The organism is Sinorhizobium chiapasense, assembly GCF_045277575.1.
In the GTDB taxonomy this organism is placed as follows: domain Bacteria; phylum Pseudomonadota; class Alphaproteobacteria; order Rhizobiales; family Rhizobiaceae; genus Ensifer; species Ensifer chiapasense_A.
On sequence record NZ_CP144205.1, the window covers coordinates 2,953,705 to 2,975,832 of the forward strand.

The 22,128-nt window shown below is 63.9% G+C and carries 23 protein-coding genes; 11 read left to right on the forward strand and 12 right to left on the reverse strand.

The genetic code is table 11. The features are described from left to right. Positions 1-3: 3 nt before the first annotated feature. Both QM996_RS14365 and QM996_RS14370 read right to left on the reverse strand, forming a co-directional pair. Positions 4-1,212: an MFS transporter gene (locus QM996_RS14365; RefSeq protein WP_500268050.1), complete on the reverse strand. Its 1,209-nt coding sequence runs from the start codon at positions 1,210-1,212 to the stop codon at positions 4-6. 13 nt (positions 1,213-1,225) lie between these two features. Further along, on the reverse strand, positions 1,226-1,480 hold the full coding sequence (locus tag QM996_RS14370) for a DUF1127 domain-containing protein (protein ID WP_500268051.1): 255 nt from the start codon (positions 1,478-1,480) through the stop codon (positions 1,226-1,228). Positions 1,481-1,597: 117 nt separating this feature from the next. Here QM996_RS14370 and QM996_RS14375 point away from each other — a divergent pair, with 117 nt between their 5' ends. Then, positions 1,598-3,109: a winged helix-turn-helix domain-containing tetratricopeptide repeat protein gene (locus tag QM996_RS14375; protein ID WP_500268052.1), complete on the forward strand. Its 1,512-nt coding sequence runs from the start codon at positions 1,598-1,600 to the stop codon at positions 3,107-3,109. Between the two features lie 84 nt (positions 3,110-3,193). Here QM996_RS14375 and rpmE read toward each other — a convergent pair whose 3' ends face one another. Then, positions 3,194-3,415 carry a 50S ribosomal protein L31 gene (gene rpmE, locus QM996_RS14380; protein ID WP_173520415.1) on the reverse strand — a complete coding sequence of 74 codons (222 nt, stop codon included), beginning with the start codon at positions 3,413-3,415 and terminating at the stop codon, positions 3,194-3,196. A 166-nt stretch (positions 3,416-3,581) separates the two neighbouring features. On the opposite strand from rpmE, the gene QM996_RS14385 reads away from it, so the two are divergent. Further along, positions 3,582-5,426, forward strand: coding sequence for an ABC transporter ATP-binding protein/permease (locus QM996_RS14385; protein WP_500268053.1), 1,845 nt, complete (start codon positions 3,582-3,584; stop codon positions 5,424-5,426). A 135-nt stretch (positions 5,427-5,561) separates the two neighbouring features. After that, positions 5,562-6,554 carry a Bug family tripartite tricarboxylate transporter substrate binding protein gene (locus tag QM996_RS14390; RefSeq protein WP_500268054.1) on the forward strand — a complete coding sequence of 331 codons (993 nt, stop codon included), beginning with the start codon at positions 5,562-5,564 and terminating at the stop codon, positions 6,552-6,554. A 235-nt stretch (positions 6,555-6,789) separates the two neighbouring features. Here QM996_RS14390 and QM996_RS14395 read toward each other — a convergent pair whose 3' ends face one another. The 6 genes from QM996_RS14395 to QM996_RS14420 all read right to left on the reverse strand — a co-directional run bounded on the left by QM996_RS14395 (position 6,790) and on the right by QM996_RS14420 (position 13,912). Beyond that, positions 6,790-8,436 (reverse strand): FAD-binding dehydrogenase, encoded by a 1,647-nt coding sequence (locus tag QM996_RS14395; protein WP_500268055.1) that lies wholly within the window; start codon positions 8,434-8,436, stop codon positions 6,790-6,792. Between the two features lie 164 nt (positions 8,437-8,600). Next, positions 8,601-9,632, reverse strand: coding sequence for a peptidoglycan-binding protein (locus QM996_RS14400; RefSeq protein ID WP_500268056.1), 1,032 nt, complete (start codon positions 9,630-9,632; stop codon positions 8,601-8,603). Positions 9,633-9,635: 3 nt separating this feature from the next. Beyond that, positions 9,636-10,739 carry a flagellar motor protein MotA gene (locus tag QM996_RS14405; RefSeq protein ID WP_500268057.1) on the reverse strand — a complete coding sequence of 368 codons (1,104 nt, stop codon included), beginning with the start codon at positions 10,737-10,739 and terminating at the stop codon, positions 9,636-9,638. A 254-nt stretch (positions 10,740-10,993) separates the two neighbouring features. Beyond that, positions 10,994-11,794 carry an inositol monophosphatase family protein gene (locus QM996_RS14410; protein ID WP_173520409.1) on the reverse strand — a complete coding sequence of 267 codons (801 nt, stop codon included), beginning with the start codon at positions 11,792-11,794 and terminating at the stop codon, positions 10,994-10,996. A 312-nt stretch (positions 11,795-12,106) separates the two neighbouring features. Beyond that, positions 12,107-13,204: a tetratricopeptide repeat protein gene (locus QM996_RS14415; protein ID WP_500268058.1), complete on the reverse strand. Its 1,098-nt coding sequence runs from the start codon at positions 13,202-13,204 to the stop codon at positions 12,107-12,109. Between the two features lie 60 nt (positions 13,205-13,264). After that, entirely contained in the window at positions 13,265-13,912 is a 648-nt protein-coding gene (locus QM996_RS14420; protein WP_500268059.1) for a thiamine phosphate synthase, read from the reverse strand. A 107-nt stretch (positions 13,913-14,019) separates the two neighbouring features. Between QM996_RS14420 and QM996_RS14425 the strand changes: the two genes are divergently transcribed. Continuing rightward, complete coding sequence (locus QM996_RS14425) at positions 14,020-14,799, forward strand: sulfite exporter TauE/SafE family protein (RefSeq protein ID WP_500268060.1); 780 nt, start codon at positions 14,020-14,022, stop codon at positions 14,797-14,799. Positions 14,800-14,899: 100 nt separating this feature from the next. After that, positions 14,900-15,160: an ArsR/SmtB family transcription factor gene (locus QM996_RS14430; protein WP_173520405.1), complete on the forward strand. Its 261-nt coding sequence runs from the start codon at positions 14,900-14,902 to the stop codon at positions 15,158-15,160. A 253-nt stretch (positions 15,161-15,413) separates the two neighbouring features. Here the strand turns inward: QM996_RS14430 and QM996_RS14435 are convergent, their stop codons facing one another. Continuing rightward, the gene (locus tag QM996_RS14435) at positions 15,414-15,587 is read right to left on the reverse strand and encodes a YdcH family protein (protein ID WP_173520662.1); all 174 of its coding nucleotides are present in this window, start codon (positions 15,585-15,587) and stop codon (positions 15,414-15,416) included. A gap of 213 nt (positions 15,588-15,800) precedes the next feature. Here QM996_RS14435 and QM996_RS14440 point away from each other — a divergent pair, with 213 nt between their 5' ends. From QM996_RS14440 to QM996_RS14465, 6 genes are all read left to right on the forward strand, one after another. After that, positions 15,801-16,004, forward strand: a complete 204-nt coding sequence (locus tag QM996_RS14440) for a YdcH family protein (RefSeq protein WP_057254651.1) — start codon at positions 15,801-15,803, stop codon at positions 16,002-16,004. Between the two features lie 54 nt (positions 16,005-16,058). Further along, positions 16,059-16,523, forward strand: coding sequence for a 5-(carboxyamino)imidazole ribonucleotide mutase (gene purE / locus QM996_RS14445; RefSeq protein WP_057254831.1), 465 nt, complete (start codon positions 16,059-16,061; stop codon positions 16,521-16,523). Then, complete coding sequence (locus tag QM996_RS14450) at positions 16,520-17,575, forward strand: 5-(carboxyamino)imidazole ribonucleotide synthase (RefSeq protein ID WP_500268061.1); 1,056 nt, start codon at positions 16,520-16,522, stop codon at positions 17,573-17,575. Before purE ends, QM996_RS14450 begins: the two co-directional genes overlap by 4 nt. A 171-nt stretch (positions 17,576-17,746) precedes the next feature. Further along, positions 17,747-17,872 carry a type B 50S ribosomal protein L36 gene (gene ykgO, locus QM996_RS14455; RefSeq protein ID WP_034806120.1) on the forward strand — a complete coding sequence of 42 codons (126 nt, stop codon included), beginning with the start codon at positions 17,747-17,749 and terminating at the stop codon, positions 17,870-17,872. Between the two features lie 74 nt (positions 17,873-17,946). Then, positions 17,947-18,561: a tetratricopeptide repeat protein gene (locus tag QM996_RS14460; RefSeq protein ID WP_500268062.1), complete on the forward strand. Its 615-nt coding sequence runs from the start codon at positions 17,947-17,949 to the stop codon at positions 18,559-18,561. 504 nt (positions 18,562-19,065) lie between these two features. Beyond that, positions 19,066-20,115, forward strand: a complete 1,050-nt coding sequence (locus QM996_RS14465) for an alpha/beta fold hydrolase (protein WP_500268063.1) — start codon at positions 19,066-19,068, stop codon at positions 20,113-20,115. An 18-nt stretch (positions 20,116-20,133) separates the two neighbouring features. On the opposite strand, the gene pyk is transcribed toward QM996_RS14465, so the two are convergent. Both pyk and QM996_RS14475 read right to left on the reverse strand, forming a co-directional pair. Next, positions 20,134-21,573: a pyruvate kinase gene (gene pyk / locus QM996_RS14470; protein ID WP_500268064.1), complete on the reverse strand. Its 1,440-nt coding sequence runs from the start codon at positions 21,571-21,573 to the stop codon at positions 20,134-20,136. Continuing rightward, complete coding sequence (locus tag QM996_RS14475; protein ID WP_173520400.1) at positions 21,573-22,049, reverse strand: DUF1036 domain-containing protein; 477 nt, start codon at positions 22,047-22,049, stop codon at positions 21,573-21,575. The genes pyk and QM996_RS14475 overlap by 1 nt, the downstream gene beginning before the upstream one ends. Positions 22,050-22,128: the final 79 nt, after the last annotated feature.

The following is a 22,128-nucleotide window of genomic DNA, read 5'->3' on the forward strand; positions in this document are numbered from 1 at the left end:
GCGTCAGGATCGCGCGCGCCGCATATTGGCCAGTAAAAACATCACCAGCACACAGCACAGGAAGCCAAGAGCCAACGGCAGTCCCCGATGCCCGAGCCACTGCATGGCCAGTCCCGTCGTCGGCGAACCCACGATGCCGCCGAGACCCCAGGCGACGGCGAAGGCCGCGTTGCCGGCGATCAGGGCCTGTCCAGTGAAGCGCTCGCCGAGCTGGATCAGCGACATCGTATAGATGCCGAACGAGACCCCGCCCCAGACGAAGATGAGCGGCCAGATGAGCCAGGAGTTGAAGGCCCATGGCAGTAACAGACATCCGGCCAGCGAGACCAGGACACAGAACACCATCGCCGATATCGAGCCGATCTGCTCGGCCATGCGTCCGAGAAACACCTGTAGCAGCGCATTGCCGGCGATGAAACAGGTCATGAGGGAGGCGATCCGCTCCTCGGCGCTTCCGAACGCGGCACCATAGCTGATGAACAGGGAGAGCAGGATCTGCTCGAAAGCGGCAGCGGTGAAAACCGCAAACAGGAGGAGAGGCGCCAGCGCCAGGAAGCCGCCGACGGAGCTTGCCTCGCCGTCATGGGGCATATCCGGCAGGCGCGGCACGACTGTCAGCAGGATCATGCCGCAGAGAAGAAAGGCCACGATGCCGATCAAGAACGGCGACCAGCCCTCCGTGCCGACGAGGCCGAGCGACAGTGGACCGATGGCAAAGCCGCCCGAAACGACCGAAGAATAGAGGCCCATGATGCGGCCCCGGCGTGAGGGAGGCGTGATCGTGATCAGCCAGGTTTCGCTGATCACGGACAGCGGATTGGCAAAGAAGCCGAGCAGGAAACGCAGCGGCATCCAGGCCCAGAGGTCCTGGGTCCAGGCGATCGCGATCAGGGTGAGCGCGGCGCATAGCGAGCACAGGATAGCAAGCCATGCCGCACCCAGGCGCCGAACCAGCGCCGGAATGAGGGGCGCGGAAACGATGAAACCCAGCGGCGTCATCGCCGCCGACAGGCCGATCAGCCCGGGCGTCGTTGCCTGCCGCTCCAGAATGAAGCTGAGCAAAGGATAGGTCAGCCCCTGGGCGACAGCGAAAACCGTCACGGTCGCGATCGTGCCGGCTATCGCCGCCCAAGGGATTGATTGCTCTTGCGAAAACGCTGTGTCGCGCCGGCGCTCCACTGCGACACACGGAGGCTGCTGGTCCGATATCATTCCGACACGCGCCTCAGGCTTGCCAGAAATGTTTGGCGATTTCGATCTCGACCTGCCGTCTTGTCAGGCCGATGTCGTCGATCAGATGCGGGTCGTTTCTCGAAACCTGTTCGAGGTCGCGGCGAAAGCGAGTCCGCCTGTCCCAGGTCGCGACAAGGCTTCTGAGCGCCGCGAGATTGGTACGCCAGCGCAACCGGCTTTCCTCCCGCGCGGGTACGGCCGGCCGCACCGCCCGCTGCCGGGAAACGGGAATGAGAACATGGTTCATGGCAGCCTCCATCGTCAGCCCGAAAGACGGATGAATTCTGCAGGAGCTGAACCGGGGCGTAATTAAGCGCGTCCAAAAAGTTCTCAAAAACTTCCAAACGAACTATAGATGCGCCCCATGCAGGAAACGCGCTTTGCCTTTGGCCCCTTCGTGCTTGATCCCGGTGCGGGAACGCTCCTCCGGGACGACGATCCTGTTGCCATCGGCCACCGCGGAGTAAGATTGCTTGCGGCGCTCGTCGGGCGCCCCGGCGAAATCCTGGGCAAGGCCGAACTGATGGACGCGGCTTGGCCGGGAACGGCTGTCGAGGAAGGCAATCTCACCGTCCAGATCGCGCAGCTCAGGAAGTTGCTTGGCCCGGCCGCCGATGGTGGCGAATGGATCTCGACGATCCCGCGCGTCGGCTATCGCTTCACAGGAAGCACGACGAAGCTCGGTGCGGCAAGGCGGCGGCCGCTGTCCCTGCCGGACAAACCGTCGATCGCCGTTCTGCCCTTCGTCAACGTCAGCAATGATCCCGAGCAGGAACCCTTCACCGATGGGCTGACCGAGGACCTGATCACCGACTTGTCCAGAATTCCCGGCCTGTTCGTCATCGCCCGCAACTCGTCCTTTGTCTACAAGGGCAAGGCCGTGGACGTGCGCGCGATCGCGGATGACCTTGGCGTGCGCTACCTGCTGGAAGGCAGCGCCAGACGCACGGCGGGACGCGTGCGCATCAATGCCCAACTGGTCGACGCATTGAGCGGCGACCATCTCTGGGCGGAACGCTTCGATCGCGACCTCGAGGACATCTTCGCCGTTCAGGATGAGGTCACCGGCGAGATCGTGGAAGCGCTGCTCGGGCAATTGCGGCCACCGCCGCCGCCGCGCAAGCGCCCCGGCAACATTGACGCCTACGATCTCTGCGTGCGAGCCCGCAGGCTGATGGACGATACGCCGCAAGCGGCGCAGGAAGCGCACCTGATGCTGACCCGCGCGGTTTCGCTCGACCCCGATTACGCAGAGGCCTATCGCTGGCTGGCCATGAACCACTGGATGGGATGGGTGCACTCCGGCGGACCGACCGAGGCCGCCCGCAGCCTTGCCCTGGAGCTGGCCCGCAAGGCGGTGACGATCGATCCAGCCGATGCCGGCAGCCGCTGGATCCTGGCCTACCTGCTCGCCTATGAGCACAGCTTCACCGAGGCGGAGGCGGAATTCGCCAAGGCGATCGAACTCGACCCGAACGAGGCGGACACCTGGGCGGCGTTGTCCGACATCGAGGTTCTCGCCGGGCGGGTTGAGGAAGGCCTTGGGCATATCCGCAAGGCGTTCCGACTGAACCCGTTTCCGGCAAGCTGGTACTATCTGACGCTCGGCCAGGCGCAATATGCGGCCGGCGACTACGCAGCCGCCATCGAGACGCTGCGGAGCGACGAAACCTATCGCACGAGTTCACGCCGGTTCCTGGCGGCAAGCCTCGCCCAGCTCGGCCGCCTTGACGAGGCGCACACGGAAGCGGAGCTGTTTCTTGTGGCCAACCCGGGTTTTACGATACGTCACTGGGCCGCGACCGAGCCATTCCGTGACGACGCGACGCTCGCGCATTTCGTCGATGGCTTTCGCAAGGCCGGACTTCCCGAATGACACGCGAGCCCGGCCGCCTCTCGATCGGCCAGCAAAAAGCCCGGCGCGATGGCCGGGCTTCGAGAATGCCGAAGAAGCGTTCGATTAGAGGCCGAGGCCTTCGAAGCGCTTCTTGAACTTGGAGACGCGGCCGCCGCGGTCCATGAGCTGCTGGTTGCCGCCCGTCCAGGCCGGATGCGACTTCGGGTCGATTTCCAGGTTCATGGTGGCGCCTTCAGAACCCCAGGTCGAGCGGGTTTCGTATTCGGTGCCGTCAGTCATGACCACCTTGATCATGTGGTAGTCGGGATGGATGTCTGCCTTCATAACGATCTTCCTAGAGTTCCAGGGTCCAATTGTCGCAAGGCATTGCGACTTCGAGACCGAACACGTAAATGAAGCCGCGGACCGGCTGAAGGGCCACGGCTTCCCAATTCGATGCCGTGCCTATACATCAAGGTCTGCGGGATAACAAGTGCCGCGCGGAAGACTCATGGGCAAACCCTTTCCTCCGTGGTTGGCGAACGGGGGTCAAGTGTCCGAACGAGAAAACCAGGCGCCAGCGCGCAAATCCATCCGCCCTCTCGCCACGCTTCTGCCTTACCTCGCCCGCTACCGCCATCTGGTCGTCGGCGCAGGTATTTCTCTGATCCTGGCCGCGGTCACGACGCTGGCGCTGCCTCTGGCCGTCAGGCGGATGGTCGACAACGGCTTTTCCAGTTCCGATTCCGGTTTCATCAACACCTACTTCTCGATGTTGATGATGCTCGCGATCGTGCTCGCTCTCGCCAGCGCGGCGCGCTACTATTTCGTCATCACGCTGGGCGAGCGCATCGTTGCCGACCTCAGGCGCAACGTCTTCGATCGCGTCACCCGGCTTTCCGCCTCCTTCTTCGACGTCAACCAGTCCGGCGAGATCGTCTCGCGGCTGACGGCCGACACGACCCAGGTCAAGTCCGCGGTCGGCGCCACCGCTTCGGTCGCGCTGCGCAACCTGATCCTGTGTCTCGGCGCCATCGGCATGATGGTCTACACCAGCCCGAAGCTTTCGAGCCTGGTGCTGATCGCGATCCCGATCATCGTCTTCCCGCTCGTCGGCTTCGGTCGCTCGGTCCGCCGCCGCTCGCGCGAGGCGCAGGATACGCTGGCCACCGCGTCGGCCTATGCCGGCGAGGCGATTGCCGCATCACGCACAGTGCAGGCCTTCAACGGCGAAGCGCTCGCCAACGACCGCTTCGCCAGCGCTGTCGAGGATGCCTATGGCGCCGCGCGCGCCGCGATCAAGGCACGCTCGGTGCTCACTGCCTTCGCCATCACCATGGTGTTCGGCAGCGTCGTCGCGGTGCTCTGGTTCGGTGCGCACGACGTGCTTGAGGGCAACCTTTCCGCAGGCACGCTCAGCCAGTTCCTGCTCTATTCGGTCTTTGCCGCCGGCAGCCTCGGTTCGCTCTCGGAAGTCTGGGGCGAACTCTCGCAGGCCGCCGGGGCCGCCGAGCGGCTCAACGAACTGCTGTCGGAGGTCCCCGAGATCCAGGCGCCGGCAAACCCCGTCGCCATGCCCGTGCCGGCCTCCGGCGCGATCGCCTTCGACGACGTCTATTTCGCCTATCCGGCGCGGCTCGACTACAAGAGCCTGAACGGCCTCAGCTTTGCCATCAAGCCCGGCGAGACAGTCGCCATCGTCGGCCCTTCCGGCGCCGGCAAGAGTACGGTCTTCTCCATGCTCCTGCGCTTCTACGATCCCGCCAAGGGTGCGGTGATGGTCGACGGCCTCGATGTCCGTACGGTCGACCCGAAGGAACTGCGCGACCGGCTGGCGATCGTGCCGCAGGACGTCACGATCTTCGCTTCCTCGGTTCATGACAACATCGCCTTCGGTGTCCCCGGCGCGACCCGCGAGGCGGTGCGCGCTGCCGCCACCGCCGCGCAGGCGGACGAGTTCATCGGCCGGCTCGACAACGGCTACGACACGCTCGTTGGAGAACGCGGCATCACGCTTTCCGGCGGCCAGCGCCAGCGTATCGCGATTGCCCGTGCCATCCTCAAGAACGCACCGATCCTGCTCCTCGACGAGGCCACCTCGGCTCTCGACGCCGAAAGCGAGACGCTGGTGCAGAAGGCCCTCGATGGCCTGCTGCGCGAGCGCACGACGATCATTATCGCCCACCGGCTCGCGACCGTGCTCAAGGCAGACCGCATCCTGGTCATGGATCATGGCCGGATCGTCGAGGAAGGAACGCACGTCTCCCTCATCCGCCAGGGCGGCCTCTACGCCAAACTCGCGCGGCTGCAGTTCGACCACGGCGCCGAGGCCCTGTTCGTCGCCACGAAAAACTGAGCCGCTGCGGCGGCCTCGGTCCTCCCGATTTCACGCCTGGCGGTTGCCGGCTGAGAAGCGAGCCCTATTGTTATGGGGCCGGCCTGCCAGAGGCCGTTCTCTGCGGTTCGCAGACATGATCGGGAGGAAATTCGCATGGCATTTTCGCAACTGACCCGGCGCGCAACGCTGACGCTGGGCCTGATGGCGCTATCGGCGCTGCCCTTCGGCACTTCGGCTCTCGCCCAGGGCTTCCCTGACCGGCCGATAACCATGGTCGTTCCCTTCGCTGCCGGCGGCTCGACCGACGTGGTCGCCCGCATCGTCGCGCAGAAAATGTCCGAAGACCTCGGCGAACAGGTGATCGTCCAGAACGTCGCCGGCGCCGGCGGCAATCTCGGCGCCGCCAATGTCGCGCGCGCCGATCCGGACGGCTACACGATCCTGATGGGAACCGTCGCCACCCACGCGCTCAACCCGCTGATCCTGAAGACCAAGCCCTACGATCCGGAAAAGGACTTCGCACCGATCTCGCTGCTGGTCATCGTGCCCAACGTGCTGGTCGTCAATCCCGAGCTTCCCGCCAAGAACGTCGAGGAACTGCTGGCGCTGCTCAAGGCCAAGCCCGACGAATACAGTTATGCCTCCTCCGGCAACGGCACGCCGCTGCATCTCTCCGGCGAACTCTTCAAGAAAATGGCCGGCGTCAGCATGCAGCACATCCCCTACAAGGGCGCCGGCCCGGCGCTGAACGACGTCATCGGCAACCAGGTGCCGATCATGTTCGACAATCTCCCCTCCTCCTCCGGCCACATCAAGGCCGGAACGCTGCGGGCGCTTGCCGTCACCACGGCGGAACGCGCGCCCTCCTTCCCCGATGTCCCGACGGTCGCTGAATCCGGTATACCGGGCTACGAGACCTATACCTGGAACGCGCTCTTCGCCCCGGCGAACACGCCGCAACCGGTGGTCGCTCGCCTCAACGAGGCAGCAAACAAGGCGATGAAGGATCCCGCCGTCATCGAACGCATGAAGGAGTTCAGCGCCAAGATCGTCGGCTCGACCCCTGAGCAACTCGCCGCCCATGTGAGCGCGGAATTGGCGAAGTGGACGCCGGTCGTCCGCGACGCGAACGTGCAGATGGATTGATCTCGCTCAGCTGACCCGGCCCCGGCGAGGCCCGCCCCTCATCCGGCTACCACCTTCTCCCCGCCAGCGGGGAGAAGGAACTCGCGGCACGCTCCGTGCCATATTCCATGCGCATACGGTCTCGCTCGATTGCGTGAACCTGGTTACACAGCCCCGCCTCGGCGGTGATTGCGAGTGAGGATGTCGCCGCACGCTCGACCGTCCCCTCTCCCCGCTTGTACGCGGCAACGAGCGATCACGCCCCTGCAGCCCCTCGCCCCGCCTCTCGGCCCGAAAAGATGCAGCCGCCGAGGAAGGTGCCTTCGAGCGCGTTGTAGCCATGCATGCCGCCACCGCCGAAACCGGCGACCTCGCCGGCGGCATAGAGACCTGGTACCGGCTCGCCCGACTGCTCCAGCACCTGCCCCGAGAGGTCGGTCTGCAAACCGCCAAGCGTCTTGCGCGTCAGGATATGCAGGCGGACGGCGATCAGCGGCCCGGCTTTCGGATCGAGCAGCCTGTGCGGCCTGGCGGTGCGCAGCAGCCGGTCGCCGCGATAGGCGCGGGCGCCGCGGATCGCGGTGACCTGGGCATCCTTGGAGAAGGGATTGGTGATTTCGCGATCGCGCGCCTCGATCTGCTGGCGAATGTGGTCGAGCGACAGCCGGTTCTCGCCCGTCAGCGCGTTCATCGCCGGCACCAGGTCTTCGAGCCGATCCCGGACGATGAAATCCTCGCCCTTGTCCATGAAAGCCTGGACCGGCCCGGGTGGGTTCTTGCCGAGCCGCTTCAGGAGCAGCGAGATGTTCTTGCCGGTCAGGTCCGGGTTCTGCTCCGAACCGGAAAGCGCGAATTCCTTCTTGATGATCGCCCGCGTCAGGATGAACCAGCTATAGTCGTGGCCGCTGTCGCGGATCGCCTGCAGGGTCCCAAGCGTATCGAAACCCGGCATCGCCGGAGCGGAAAAGCGGTTGCCGTCGGCATCGCACCAGAAGGAGGACGGGCCGGGCAGGATGCGGATGCCATGATCCGGCCAGATCGGGTCGAAGTTCCTGAGCCCCTCGGTATAGTGCCACATGCGATCCGAGTTGATGACCGAGCCGCGCGCCCGGCTGGCGATCTCCAGCATGCGGCCGTCGACATGGTGCGGCACGCCCGAAACCATCGTTGCCGGTGGTTGGCCAAGCCGCTTGCGCGGCCAGTTGCGCCGAACGAGATCGTGGTTGCCGCCAATGCCGCCCGAGGTGACGACGACCGCGCCCGCCGATATCTCGAAATCGCCGGCGATGTCGCGTGAGCTGCGCTCACCCCGTCCGACCGGATCCTCCTTCAGCAGTGCCCCGCGGGCACCCGTCACCCGGCCGCTCGAGGTCATGAGTTCGTCGACCCTGTGGCGGAACCGGAAGCGCACGAGACCGCGGCTTTCCGCCTCCCGCGTCAGGCGGATGAAGGGTTCGAGCACCGCCGGCCCGGTACCCCAAGTGACGTGGAAGCGAGGCACCGAGTTGCCGTGGCCATGGGCAAGCCCGCCACCGCGCTCGGCCCAGCCGACGACCGGAAACCAGCGCATGCCGAGGGAATGCAGCCAACGGCGCTTTTCGCCAGCGGCAAAATCGAGATAGGCTTCGGCCCAGAGCCGCGGCCAATGGTCCTCTGGACGGTCGAACTGCGAAGACCCCATCCAGTCCTGCCAGGCAAGCGCGCGCGTGTCGCGAATGCCCATGCGCCGCTGCTCGGGGCTATCGACGAAGAACAGGCCGCCCAGCGACCAGAAAGCCTGGCCGCCAAGGTTTTGTTCGCCTTCCTGGTCGAGAACGATGACCTTGCGCCCAAGGGCGGCCGCCTCCGAAGCGGCGACTAGGCCGGCAAGCCCCGCGCCGATGACCAATACATCGCAATCCATGAAATGCCCTCCCCTGCATCCCATACGGCAACCTTGGCGCATCTTAAAAACGCGCGGCGCTATCGGCTCGCCGTCGCCATATCCATGGCTGCAGCAACTGTTACGCGTACGTCAAGGTCAATTCAAGAGTCGGACGTCGAGCACGGTGTGTTCGGGACTACGGCCTACTTTTCGGTCAGCTTGAGCTCGATGCGACGATTCTGGGCGCGGGCTTCCGGGGTTTCGCCCGGCGCAATCGGCTGATACTCGCCGAAACCGGCGGCAACCAGGCGATCGGCAGGCACGCCCTTCGAGATCAGGAACTTGACCACCGAGGTCGCGCGCGCCGAGGAAAGTTCCCAGTTGTCGGCATAGCGGCCGGCCCCGGAGAGCTGGACATTGTCCGTATGGCCGTCGACGCGCAGCACCCAGTTGATCTCCGCCGGAATCTCCCTGGCGAGATCGAGCAGCGCCGAGGCGAGTTTCGCCATCTCCGCCTGCCCCTCGGGATTGAGCTCACTGCCACCAGATGGGAACAGTACCTCCGACTGGAACACGAAGCGGTCGCCGACGATGCGGATGTTTTCGCGATCGGAGAGGATTTCCCTCAAGCGTCCGAAGAAGTCGGAGCGATAGCGGTTGAGCTCCTGCACCCGCTGGGCAAGCGCCACGTTCAGGCGGCGGCCAAGGTCGGCGATCTTCGTCTGTGACGCCTGGTCCTTCGCCTCCGATGCCTGAAGCGCATCCTCGATGGCAGCGATCTGATTGCGCAGCGCCGCGATCTGCTGGTTGAGGAGCTCGATCTGGCTCATCGCCCGGGCGCTGACCTCACGTTCGTTCTCGAGCTCCGAGCCGAGGCGCCCGATCTTCTGATTGGCGGCGTCGGTGCTGCCGGCGCCTTGGTCGAGCAGCGCCTGGAGCCGCGAACGCTCGCCTTCCGACTGGGACAGCGACGCCTGGAGGTTGGCGAGCGAATCCTCGAGATCCTGCTTGCCGCTCTTCTCGAGCGCCAGGAGCTGCGTGAGCTCGTTGATCTGGCTGTTCAGCCGGGTCAGCACTTCGTCTTTGCCGCTGATTTCGCGGCTCAGCAGAAACTGTCCAAGAACGAAGACGGTGAGCAGGAACATGATCGAAAGCAGGAGCGTCGACAGCGCATCGACGAAACCCGGCCAGTAGTCGATCGTGCGCTGCGAGCGGCCTTTGCGGGCGAGCGCCATGGATTATTCTCCTCCGGTCTCGTCCAACTGTCCGAGCTTGGCCGACAACGACGACCTTTCGCCTGCGACGGTGATCCGCTCGCCACCACCGATGCGCGACGACAATTTGTCGAGCGTCCTGCGCATCGCCTTGGCCTCTTCCTGCTGCGCTTCGATCCAGTCGCGCAGCATCTGCTGCTCGCCGCGCATGTTCTTCACCAGACCTTGGATACCCTCGGCCAGGCTTGCCATGGCGGCGGTCGTGCGCTGGCTCGAACCGCCCTCCTGGTTGAGGCGGAGCAACTGATCCGTGAGCTTCTTCAACTCCTCGACCGGCGCACCCGAAGGCGCATCGAGCGACGGCGTCAACTCGGAGCCGACGTCGGTGACGGAAGAAAGCCAGTTTTCAAGCTCGGTATAGAAACGGTTCTGGGCGCGGCCAGCCTGCAGGTCGAGGAAGCCGAGGATCAGCGAACCGGAAAGACCAAAGAGTGATGTCGAGAACGCCGTGCCCATGCCGGTCAGTGGCGCCGACAGGCCGCTCTTCAAGGCCGCCAGAATGTCTTCGGTGGTGCCCGAACCGGCATCAAGCGACTGGATGACTGTGTTGATCGAACCGATGGTGCCCAAAAGACCCCAGAAGGTGCCGAGCAGACCGAGAAACACGAGAAGGCCGGTCAGGTAGCGTGAGATATCGCGCGATTCATCGAGGCGGGTCGCGATCGAATCCAGAATCGAGCGCAGCGCCGTCGTCGAGATCGCCGTCTGGCGGGCACCGATCAGCGCCCGCATCGGCGCCAGCAGCACCGGATCGCGGCCCACCTTGTCGGCACTGCCGGCGGCGCGGAAGGAATTGAACCAGCGCACCTCGGGCCGCAGGCCGAGCACATGGTTGAAGACGAGCAGGATGCCGATCAGCAGCACTCCGAGGATCAAGCCGTTGAGCCCGGGATTGGCGAGAAAGGCGTTGTGTGCCTGCCGAAAGAGGATCGCGCCCACGAAACCGACGATGATCAGGAAGACCACCATGATCCAGAAATAGTGCATGGGGCTCGAAAGCTTGTGCGGATTATAGCCTTCTTCCATGCCTTCCCGACCGTTCCACCCGGACAGATGCAATTGCGTCATGGGTATAAGTATCTCCCGGTTTTACTTGTCGGAACGGCGCCGCGCCGGCGCGGAGCCTACTGCATAATTCCCGAAACCGAAATCGATTCAAGGATGAAATTCAGCCGTTCCCAAAGTGAGGCGACGGCCGCAATGGCCTTAGATAGGCACAGCCATGTGGCACTGTCGTGTTGCCTCATTCCGGATCAGCCAGAAAAACAAAGCCTCCGACGCGGGCGAGCGCCGGAGGCCGAGCATCCGCATGGGGTCGCTGCTTACTTCGTCGGCACCGGACGGTGCACGACATCCTTGAGCGCCTTGGTGATGTATTCGTTGCCGCAGACGATCGAACCGTCGTCGATCGGCTTGGCGCCGCCGTTGATGTCGTGCGCCCAGCCACCGGCCTCACGGATCAGCAGCACGCCGGCGGCGATATCCCAGGCGGCGAGATCGCGTTCCCAGTAGCCGTCGTAACGGCCGGCTGCCACATAGGCGAGATCAAGCGAGGCGGCACCCATGCGGCGGATACCGGCCACTTCGCCCATCACGTGGCGCAGTTCGATCAGGTACTTGCCGTGGTTGCCGCGGCCGAGATGCGGCGTGCCGGTCGCGATGACGGCGTCGGACAAATGCTTGCGCGCGGCAACGCGCAGGCGACGGTCGTTGAGGAACGCACCACCGCCACGCTCGGCGGTGTAGAGCTCATCGGTCGCCGGGTTGAAGATGACGGCGCCGACGATTTCGCCCTGACGCTCCAAGGCGATCGAAACGGCGAAATGCGGAATGCCGTGCAGGAAGTTGGTGGTGCCGTCGAGCGGGTCGACGATCCAGCGATGCGCACCGTCGGTGCCGACGATCTCTTCGCCTTCCTCGCCGAGGAAGCCATAGGTCGGACGGGCCTTCAGGAGTTCCTCGCGGATGAGTTTTTCGGCCTTGCGGTCGGCCTGCGAAACATAGTCGCCGGGTCCCTTGAGCGAGACCTGCAGGTTCTGGACTTCGCCGAAATCGCGGGCCAACGACTTACCGGCCTTGAAGGCGGCCTGAACCATGACATTGAGAAGAGCTGAACGGGCCATCTGGCGATCCCTTGAAAACGAAGGCCGATCGAACGCTTCGATCGGACGTTGAACCTGCTTGACGGAACATAGGCCGCATTGCCGGCCCTGTAGCAGCCCTGGATCGGAAACGATCCAGGAACTGAGGGCAAGCCGCAGATTGAGCTCCGTCGTCAAAAAACCGAGTGATTGCTCACTCCGCACGTGAACCGCCGCGATATCGGGACGCCACGTGCAAAACCGCGGCCTCAGAACCACAATTGGCTCGCAAGTTCAAGCGAAATAGCATTTCCGCCGAACGGCCACCAAAGATTCGACCGCGACCGGAGCCGTTCAGCTCCGGCGATACTTGTTGGCGGCGCTGAGAGCCTGCTTCTGCTGTTCGTCGTTGAGTCCGAGATAGAAGTCTTCGAGCGCGTCATCCTTGAGGCCGGCGCGACGCGAAAGCACATACCATTTCGCCGCCTCGACTGGATTGGGTCTGGTGCCGATGGCGTTGACGTAGAGGTGCGAAAGCCGGTTCTGCGCAACCACGTTGCCGCCCTCGGCCGCCCGCCGCATCCAGCCGAAACCTTCTTCGAGATTGCGGTCGCCGGCGATGCCCTCGATCATCCAGATCGCGATGTCGAGCTGGGCCGTGTCGTAACCCGCCCGTGCCGCGCGGATCAGCCATTCGCGCGCCCGAGCCCGCTTGCCTTCTTCGATGCCGTCGACATTGACCAGGATCTGCGACAACGCATATTGCGCATCCGCGATGCCCTGCTCGGCCGACTTCTCGTAATAGGGCATCGCCAGCTTCAGTCCCTTGGGTCCGGGATTGTCGGCGACGAGCGTCTGGCCGTAGTTGAATTGGGCCGAGCCGTTGCCGAGATCGGCAGCCTTCTTCATCAGCTCTTCGGACCTCTTCCGGTCGCGCTTGACATAACGGCCCTCCATCAGGATCAGCGCGTATTTGAACATCGCGGCCGGATCGCCTTTTTCGGCCGCCTGGCCATACCAGAAGGCAGCCTGCTTGGGGTCGCGCACGACGCCCAGCCCCTGCTGCAGGATTTCGGCGATCAGCGTCTGCGCCGCCGGATCGCCAAGCTGCGCCCGCGGCAGCGCCAGATCCATCGCGGTCAGGTAGTAACCCCGTTGGAACGCGCCATAGGCATCGTCGATCTTGCCGGTGAAGGGTTTTTCCGCCGGCAATGCCGGCAATTCGGCGCCCATGCGATCAAAAACATTGACGCCGGAAGACGGCACGGTGCCATCGGCCGGCTTCTTGTTACCGCCAGCCGACTTGTCGTCGCCCTTGTCGGTCGCCGCCGCGCCCTCCGGCATCGCCGCCCCATTGAAGGGCGTGATGCGGCCGCGCTTCTCGACGCCCGCGCCTTCTGCACCGGCGTTCTGCTGCTGCGCATGCGCCGGCAGTGCCAGGGCGGCGGCCATGGCAACAAGGCAAAGACCTCGACTCAATCTGGAAGGTAGTCGGCTCAACATCGGCACGTCTTAATCTTCAAACCGTGGCGCTTTTTCGTCAAGAAGTGCGTTGACCGCAGCCACGACGGAAGGCGCCTGCCCGGGCTCGCCGAATACGGCAAGGCGAAGCGCCACGAACTCTGCACCGGTCTCCGCCACCGCGAGCGCCGATTGCGGGTCCGTGCCGCCCATGACGATGCAGGGGATCTCGATCATCGACGCCCACCATTCGGCGAGCGCCAGGTTCTTCGGATGCGCTTCCGGCTTGATGTCGCCATCGGTCTTGCCGAAGAACACGTAGTCCGGGCGCACCTCGCCGATCTCGAGCGCGTGGTGGCGGTCGGCGGCATTGCCCCCGCCGACGATCAGCTTCGGTGTGTGTTTCTCGACCGCCTCGCCAAGCACTTCCGCATTGCCGGCAATGTGCAGCCCGTCGGCCTTGGCGCGGCCGGCCACGCGGGAGTCGCCCTCGATGAGGGCTGCGGCACCCGCCTGCTGGATGACCGGCACCAGACGCTCGGCGTGTTTCTGGAATTCGGAGTCGTCCAGCCCGTATTGCGGCACGATCACGGAAGCGACGTCACCGCCCTTCAGGGCATCGGCGAGCACCTTCGCGCGTTCCGCCGCATCGGGCATGTCGGGCGCAATCAGCACCAGGCGGCAACGTTCTGTTGTCATGTTCGGACATCCATTTCCGGCTGCATCCGCCTGGGTGGCGAAACCAGCGCTCGATTTCATTTGGGAAAACCGATAGACGGAGACTGCAAAAGGATCAACCGCCACCCATGCTTCCCGATTTCGACTTCTACCTTATCGCCATCCCGGCAGTCCTGCTCGTTGGCCTCAGCAAGGGCGGCATGGGGGAAGCGCTCTCGCTGATGGGCGTGCCGATCCTGTCGATGGCAGTATCACCCGTCCAGGCGGCCGCCCTCCTTCTCCCGATCCTGATCGCGATGGATATCGTCTCCTTGTGGATGTGGCGCAAGTACGGCGATCGCACCACGCTCTTCATGCTGTTGCCGGGCGCCATTGCCGGCATCCTCATCGGCTGGGCGACCTCCGCCTACGTTTCGCGTGATCTCCTTCGCCTGATCATCGGCCTGCTCACCGTGCTCTTCGTGCTCCGATATGCCTACAATGTCTGGCGCATGCGCCTCGGCATCACCATCGCGCCGAAGACGCAGCGGGCCGGGCCGGCGGCGCTCTGGGGTTCCTTTGCCGGTTACGGCAGCTTCGTGGCGCACGCCGGCGGCCCACCCTTCCAGATCTACGTGCTGCCGCTGCAGCTCGCCCCCCGCGATTACACCGGCACCATCGTGCGCTTCTTCGCGATCCTGAATGCGGTGAAGCTCATCCCCTATTTCGCGCTGGGACAACTGGACCTGAGCAACCTGAAAATCTCGGCGACGCTCTTTCCGCTCGCCATCGTCGCGACCGTGTGCGGGGCCTTTCTCGTTCGCCGCATGAAGCCGCAGATCTTCTATCCCTTCATGTATACCATGGCCTTCATCGCGGGCTCGAAGCTGCTCTGGGACGGTATCAGCAGCTTGGCAGCGGGCGGCTGAGCCGCGGCCCAAGTATTACGGAAATATTGCAAAGCAAAATTAGCATACCGCATCGCACAAATTTCTTGCTGCTTCGCAAGATTTCGCCTAACGTCCGCCCATGACGATCGCGGACCCTTTCGATGCCATTGCGGACCCGAACCGGCGCCACCTGCTGGAGGAACTGCGACGCGCACCGAAAACCGTAAACGAACTGGCGCAGGGCCTGCCAATCAGCCGCCCGGCCGTATCGCAGCACCTGAAGGCCTTGCTGGATTGCAATCTCGTCTCGGTTTCGGCGAGCGGCACCCGGCGGATCTATGCGATCAACCGGCCGGGTTTCGACCGTCTCAATCTGTGGCTCGACCAGTTCTGGTCCTGAGCCCGCCGACAGCGCCGCGCGTCTTCTCAGACGCGCAAAGGTCGCTGTAGCTCGTTGAATTGCTGCATGTTTCTTTTAATCGGCTACGATTAAGGGAAACATTCAGCAGCCGGCGCCCGAAAGAAACAGACCGGGCGTCGAGCCCGGTCCAGCATTCCGTATCTTTTGTCGTGGGGGATGGTTCTAAACCTTGTTGCGCCTACTCAGAGGGGAGATGGCGCCTCCCGATAGTCCTGGGAAATACCGTTGATAATCAGTGAGTCGAGGAACGAAGCCTTTCGATTTCGTCCTTGATGCGCAGCTTCCTCCGCTTGATGTCATTGATCAGCTCGTCTTCCACCGACGGCTGATTCAATGCTGCATGAAGCTCCTGCTCCAGGGCGCCATGTTTTTTCTCAAGCGTTGCAAGATGAGCCTCAACAGTCATTTGGCAGTCCCTTCCTTTTGCTTGCATCCGGCATGCAAATGCCGGATGTTCCATGGTTGTAACCTTACTACTGTGCCACGCCATTTTTCATTTGTCGAAGGCGAAATGATGACGACGGATAACTTCCCGTTACCGCCCAAGATGTGATAGAGCGGCGCATGAAATTCCGGTTCGAGGAGGACTTCGCAACCGGGCTGATGGGGATCGCTTTGCATGCCGGACCAGGACCAGGCCGAACTCAGACTGACCGCCGCGCGGCTGAGGCAGGAACATGAAGATTACGACGCTGCCATCAATGCCATGATCGAAACCGGCTGCGACGCGCTGAGGATCCAGCGCATGAAGAAGAAGAAGCTGGCGATCAAGGACAAGATCAGCAAGATCGAAGACCAGATCATCCCCGATATCATCGCCTGAACGCGGAACAGGATAGACGTGATCGACACCACGACCCCACCCGTCGCCATCATCATGGGAAGCCAGTCGGACTGGGAGACGATGAAGAACGCCGCCGACACGCTCGACGCGCTCGACATTGCCTATGAGGCGCGCATCGTCTCCGCCCATCGCACGCCCGATCGGCTCGTCAACTTCGCCAAGGGCGCCCGCGACGAGGGCTTCAAGGTGATCATCGCCGGCGCCGGCGGTGCGGCGCATCTGCCGGGCATGTGCGCCTCGATGACGCCGCTGCCGGTCTTCGGCGTACCGGTGCAGTCGAAGGCGCTTTCCGGCCAGGACAGCCTGCTCTCGATCGTCCAGATGCCCGCCGGCATCCCCGTCGGGACGCTGGCGATCGGCCGGGCCGGTGCCGTCAATGCCGCGCTGCTTGCCGCAGCGGTGCTTGCACTCAGCGACGACGATCTTGCCGACAGGCTCGACGACTGGCGCGAACAGCAGACGATTTCGGTCGCCGAATACCCGGTGGACCAGGCATGACCACCATCGGCATTATCGGCGGCGGCCAGCTCGGCCGCATGCTGGCGATGGCAGCAGCCCGACTGAACTTCCGCACCGTCATCCTCGAGCCGCAGATCGACTGTCCGGCGGCGCAGGTCGCCAACGAGCAGATCGTTGGCGCCTATGACGACGAAGCCGCGCTCGGCCAGCTCGCGGCCGTTAGCGACATCATCACCTACGAATTCGAGAATGTGCCGGTCGCTGCCGCCGAAGGGCTCGCCGCGAAACGTCCTGTTTTCCCGCCGCCGAAAGCGCTGGAAGTCGCACAGGACCGCCTCGTCGAAAAACGCTTCATCAATGACTGCGGCATTGCGACGGCGCGCTTTCATGCCGTCGACAGCCAGGCCGACCTTGAGGCAGCCCTTGCCGATTTCGGCGGAACCGGCGTGCTCAAGACCTGCCGCCTTGGTTATGACGGCAAGGGACAGCGCGTTTTCCGCTCCGCCGGGGACAGTCCGGCCGGCGCTTTCGCAGCACTCGGCGGCGTGCCCCTGATCCTCGAGAGCTTCGTGCCCTTCGAGCGCGAGATCTCGATCATCGCCGCCCGCTCGACCGACGGTACCGTCGCCTGCTTCGATCCGGCCGAAAACGTGCATCGCAACGGTATCCTCCACACCTCGACGGTGCCGGCTGCCGTCGGCGCGGAGACGGCCGATGCGGCCCGCAAGGCCGCCAAAGCGATCCTCGATGCGCTTGGTTATGTCGGCGTCATCGGCGTCGAATTCTTCGTCCTGGCCGACGGTAGTCTGATCGCCAACGAGATGGCGCCACGCGTGCACAATTCCGGCCATTGGACGGAGGCGGCTTGCATCGTCTCGCAGTTCGAGCAGCATATCCGCGCCGTCTCGGGATTGCCGCTCGGCAATCCGCGCCGGCATTCCGACTGCGTCATGCAGAACCTGATCGGCGACGACCTCAACGATGTCCCGACATGGCTTGCCGAAGACGATGTGCTGGTGCACCTCTACGGCAAGACCGAGGCGCGCGCCGGCCGCAAAATGGGTCATGTCACGCGGCTCGTTCGCCGCTGAAAGCCACAGAAATGCGGAGCAAGACGCCAAAATGGGGCGTCTTGTAGTTGACACATCAGGGGTGACACGGTATTTGCCATCCCACCTTAAAGGAGCGCGCTTACCGGCGCGCTTTTGATTGTTAGAGATACCGGGCGAATTTTCGTTCCCCGAAACCTGCGGATCAGGAAAATGAAGATCAAGAATTCGCTCAAGTCGCTGAAGACCCGTCACCGCGAAAACCGTCTGGTTCGTCGCAAGGGCCGCATCTACATCATCAACAAGTCGAACCCGCGCTTCAAGGCTCGCCAGGGCTGATCCCAGCAGGGTGGTGGGCGTCGCTTCGCCGATGTCCCAAAATTGATTATGAAGTTGTTCCATGGCGAGCTAACATGCTCGCCATGCGAGTTTTTGTACCCCTGATTCTGGCTTTCTCCGCCCTGCTCGCCACCTCCACAGGAGCTGGCAGTTTCTCCTTCGCGGCGGAAGCGGCGGCCCAGACGGAATCCGCCAGCCTCACCACACCCAAGCAACGACTGGATGCCCTGTTCGCGGACCTCAAGAAGGAACGTGACGCCGACAAGGCGCGTGAGCTCGCCAACCAGATCCGCTTGGAATGGCAGGATTCCGGCAGCGCCACCGTCAATCTCCTGATGCAGTGGGCCGACAAGGCGATCACCGACAACAAGCAGGCGGCCGCGCTCGACATCCTCGACCAGGTCATCACGCTTGCGCCCAACTATGTCGAAGGCTGGAACCGCCGCGCGACCTTGCATTACGCGATGGGCAACTATCGAAAATCCATGTCGGACATCAACCGCGTGCTGGCGATCGAACCTCGCCATTTCGGCGCGCTTGCCGGCATGGCAGCGATCCTTGGCGCCTCCGGCAAGGACGAGCTCGCCATGCGGGCCTGGGAGCAGTTCCTGGACATCTATCCCGCCGATCGCAAGGCGCAGGAGCAACTGGGCGAACTCGCCGAGAAGCTCGCCGGCAGCAAGACCTGAACGGCAGCGTTACAGCCGATTGCGGCGCCTGCAATGTCCCTCCTCGCCGATGAAACCGCTCTCCTCGAGTGGCGGCAGCCGCTCGACGTTTCCTTGAGCCAAGCTGGCTGGAAGGGCATCAGGCCCCGGGGCGGCGACCTTCCCGCCGTCGCCGCGCAACGGACCTGCGGCCGCCCGAGCCTGTTCCTGGCCCGCACCTCGAATGCCCAAAGCGCCGACGCCCGCCGGTCTCAGATACGCCGCGGAGCGCGTCTTCCGAGCCTGACAGCGGCCTTTCGGTTTCCTCTGCGGGGAAGGCTGACAAAGCCACGCCCGGATCGAGTACGGTGATTTCATCGTCGCCATCACCGCCGATCAGTTCGGCGCTGCTCCGCTCGTTGTCCCCCGCACGCACACCCGTTACAAGAAAGACGATCGCGACGCCGCGCTGCCCCGTACTTGCCCGTCAGCGCGCGGTAGCCGCCATCACCGACCCCTGAGGCATCGCTGAAGCAGGTGCCGTGAATGACAATCGACGCCGGAAGACAGATACAGACGATGTTTCCAGCCACGCTCCTGCTCATCGGACTAGCGCTCGTCGGCATCGCCTACAGCCGCTGGCACGCGCGGGCCTTCGCGCGGCGGTTTCCCAACGTCGGCGAGTTGATCGACATCGGTGGCTATCGCATGAACAGCGTACACCTGCCGGCCGGAGGGAAAGCCGATCTCTTGCCCGTCGTCTTCATCCATGGCGCCAGCGGCAATCTGCTCGATCAGTTGCACGCCTTCGCCCCGGCCCTTGATGGCCGCGCCGAGATGCTGTTCGTCGATCGCCCGGGCCACGGCTATTCCGAGCGGGGCGGAGCGGAAAACGACCGTCCGGACGGCCAGGCGGCGGCGATCGCCAAGCTGATGGACAAGCGCGGCATCCGCCGCGCCGTCATCGTCGGCCATTCCTTCGGCGGCGCCATCGCCGCGAGCTTCGCCCTGCATCATCCGGAACGGACTGCCGGTCTCGTCCTGCTGGCGCCCGCGACGCATCCCTGGCCCGGCGGCATCGACTGGTACTATCGTCTCACGGCGTTGCCGTTCATCGGCTGGCTGTTCGCCCATACGCTGGTGACACCGCTGGGGCAGCGGCGCATCGAAGGCGGCACGCGGTCGATCTTTTCACCCAACCCGCGGCCCGATGATTACGTCGACAAGACTGGCCCGCATCTGGTGCTGCGTCCCGCGACCTTCCGCAACAATGCGCGCGACGTGGCCAACCTGCATGCCTATCTGACCGCGACCGCGCCCCGCTACCGTGAGATCGGCGCATCGACCGTCATCATCACCGGCGACAGCGACGGCGTCGTGCTGGCGGACATTCATTCTCGCGGGCTGGCGCGCGATATCCCCGGCGCGGAACTGCTGTGGATCGGCAATCTCGGTCACAAGCCCGACTATGTGGTCACGGACGTCGTCATCGCCGCACTCGAAAAGATGGCGGGCAAGCCGACCGACCTCGAGGAAATAAAAAGGCGGGCCGAGGCCCGCCTGATCACGTCGTCCGAAGCCGTCGGCCAGAGCTGACCGCTTCGCAAAGCGGCGTCAGACGCCGCTCAGGCCGTCCGAGCCGATATAAGCGATGCGCAGCATGTTGGTGGCGCCGGGGGTGCCCAAGGGCACGCCGGCGGAGATGATGACGCGCTCACCGGGCTTGCCGAAGCCTTCGGTCGCAACGATGCGGCAGGCGCGGTTGACCATATCGTCGAGGTCGATCGCATCCTCGGTCACGACACAGTGCAGCCCCCAGACGACCGAGAGGCGGCGTGCGGTCTGGACGATCGGCGAGAGTGCAATGATTGGAACCTGCGGCCGCTCGCGGGCGGCGCGAAGGCCGGTGGTGCCGGACGAGGTGTAGCAGACGATCGCGGAGAGACGGAGCGTCTCGGCGATCTGGTGGGCAGCGAGCGAAATCGCGTCGGCACCGGTTGCCTCCGGCGGCGTGCGCTGCGCGTAGATGATGCTGGAATAGTGCGGGTCGCGCTCGACGTTGCTGGCGATCGACGCCATGGTCGAAACGGCTTCCACCGGATACTCGCCCGAGGCCGATTCGGCCGACAGCATGACGGCATCCGCACCTTCGAAGACGGCAGTCGCGACGTCGGAGACTTCCGCGCGCGTCGGAACCGGTGCGGAGATCATCGATTCCAGCATCTGCGTGGCAACGACCACCGGCTTGCCGGCGCGGCGACATGCGCGCGTCAGCTGCTTCTGCAGGCCCGGCACCGATTCCAGCGGCATTTCGACGCCGAGGTCGCCGCGCGCCACCATCAGCGCGTCCGAAAGCTCGATGATCTCATCGATCCGGTCGAGCGCCTGCGGCTTCTCGATCTTCGACATCAGGCCGACGCGGCCGCGGGCAATCTTGCGGACCTCGGCCAGGTCTTCCGGCCGCTGCACGAAGGAGAGCGCTACCCAATCGATCTCGCCGGTTGCGAGAACCGCGTCGAGGTCGGCGCGGTCCTTGTCGGTCAATACGCCGACGGCAAGCAGCGTATCCGGCAGGCTGACGCCCTTGCGATCGGAGATCTTCGTCCCGGCGACGACGGTCGCGACGATGCTCTTGCCGTCGGTCTGCTCGGCCCTGAGATGCAGCTTGCCGTCGTCGATCAGCAGGCGATGGCCGGGCTTGACCGCCTCGAGGATTTCCGGGTGCGGCAGGTAGACACGCGTGTTGTCGCCGGGAACATCCTTGTCGTCGAGCGTAAAGGTCTGGCCGACCTTCAGGTCTACCTTGCCTTCCGCGAACTTGCCGACACGCAGCTTCGGGCCCTGAAGGTCGGCGAGGATGCCGATCGGCCGGCCGCAGCGGCTTTCCACCGTGCGGATGCGCTGCACCAGCGTGCGCATCACGTCATGGCTCGCATGACTCATGTTGATACGGAACAGATCAGCCCCGGCCTCGTGCAGCTTCTGGATCATCTGCTCGTCGGAAGACGCCGGTCCGAGCGTGGCGAGGATTTTGACTTTTCTGTTCCGCTTCATCAATTCTGGCTTTCCTGCGTGCCGGGCGTTTCGGAGAGCTGAACCATCCAGCTCCCTTGCCGCCCCGTGTCGTATTCCTTGAACCCCATGCGCTGGAAGCCGCGGGCAAAGCAGTCCTGGACGCCCGTGATCTTGAACTCATTCTCGGCGACGCACATGTTGACGTCACCGGTCCAGCGGCCGCCGCGGGCCGCATCTTCCGCGTAGAGATAATAGTATCGTGACTGAAGCTCGCCCTCGATCAGGGTCGCGCAGGTGGTGGCCGGAACCTGCCACCAGCCCTCCGTTACCCAGCCTTCCTTGGCCCGGTAACCGATCGCCACGCCGACGAGATTTTGCGTGCCGTTGCAGACGCGAAAATCGGCGCGCGCTTCGTCGGCAAAGAGAAATGAGCTTGAGGTTGCCAGGAAAAACAGGAGGATGCCTCCCAGTGTCGTCAGCCCCGGCTTCGCTTTGGAAAAAGGATATCTGGACACGGTTTCCGATGGAACTCCGTTTTGATTTGCGTGGCACTTTCTTGCGACGGCCAGCCCCGAAAGTCAACGTAACTCTAAT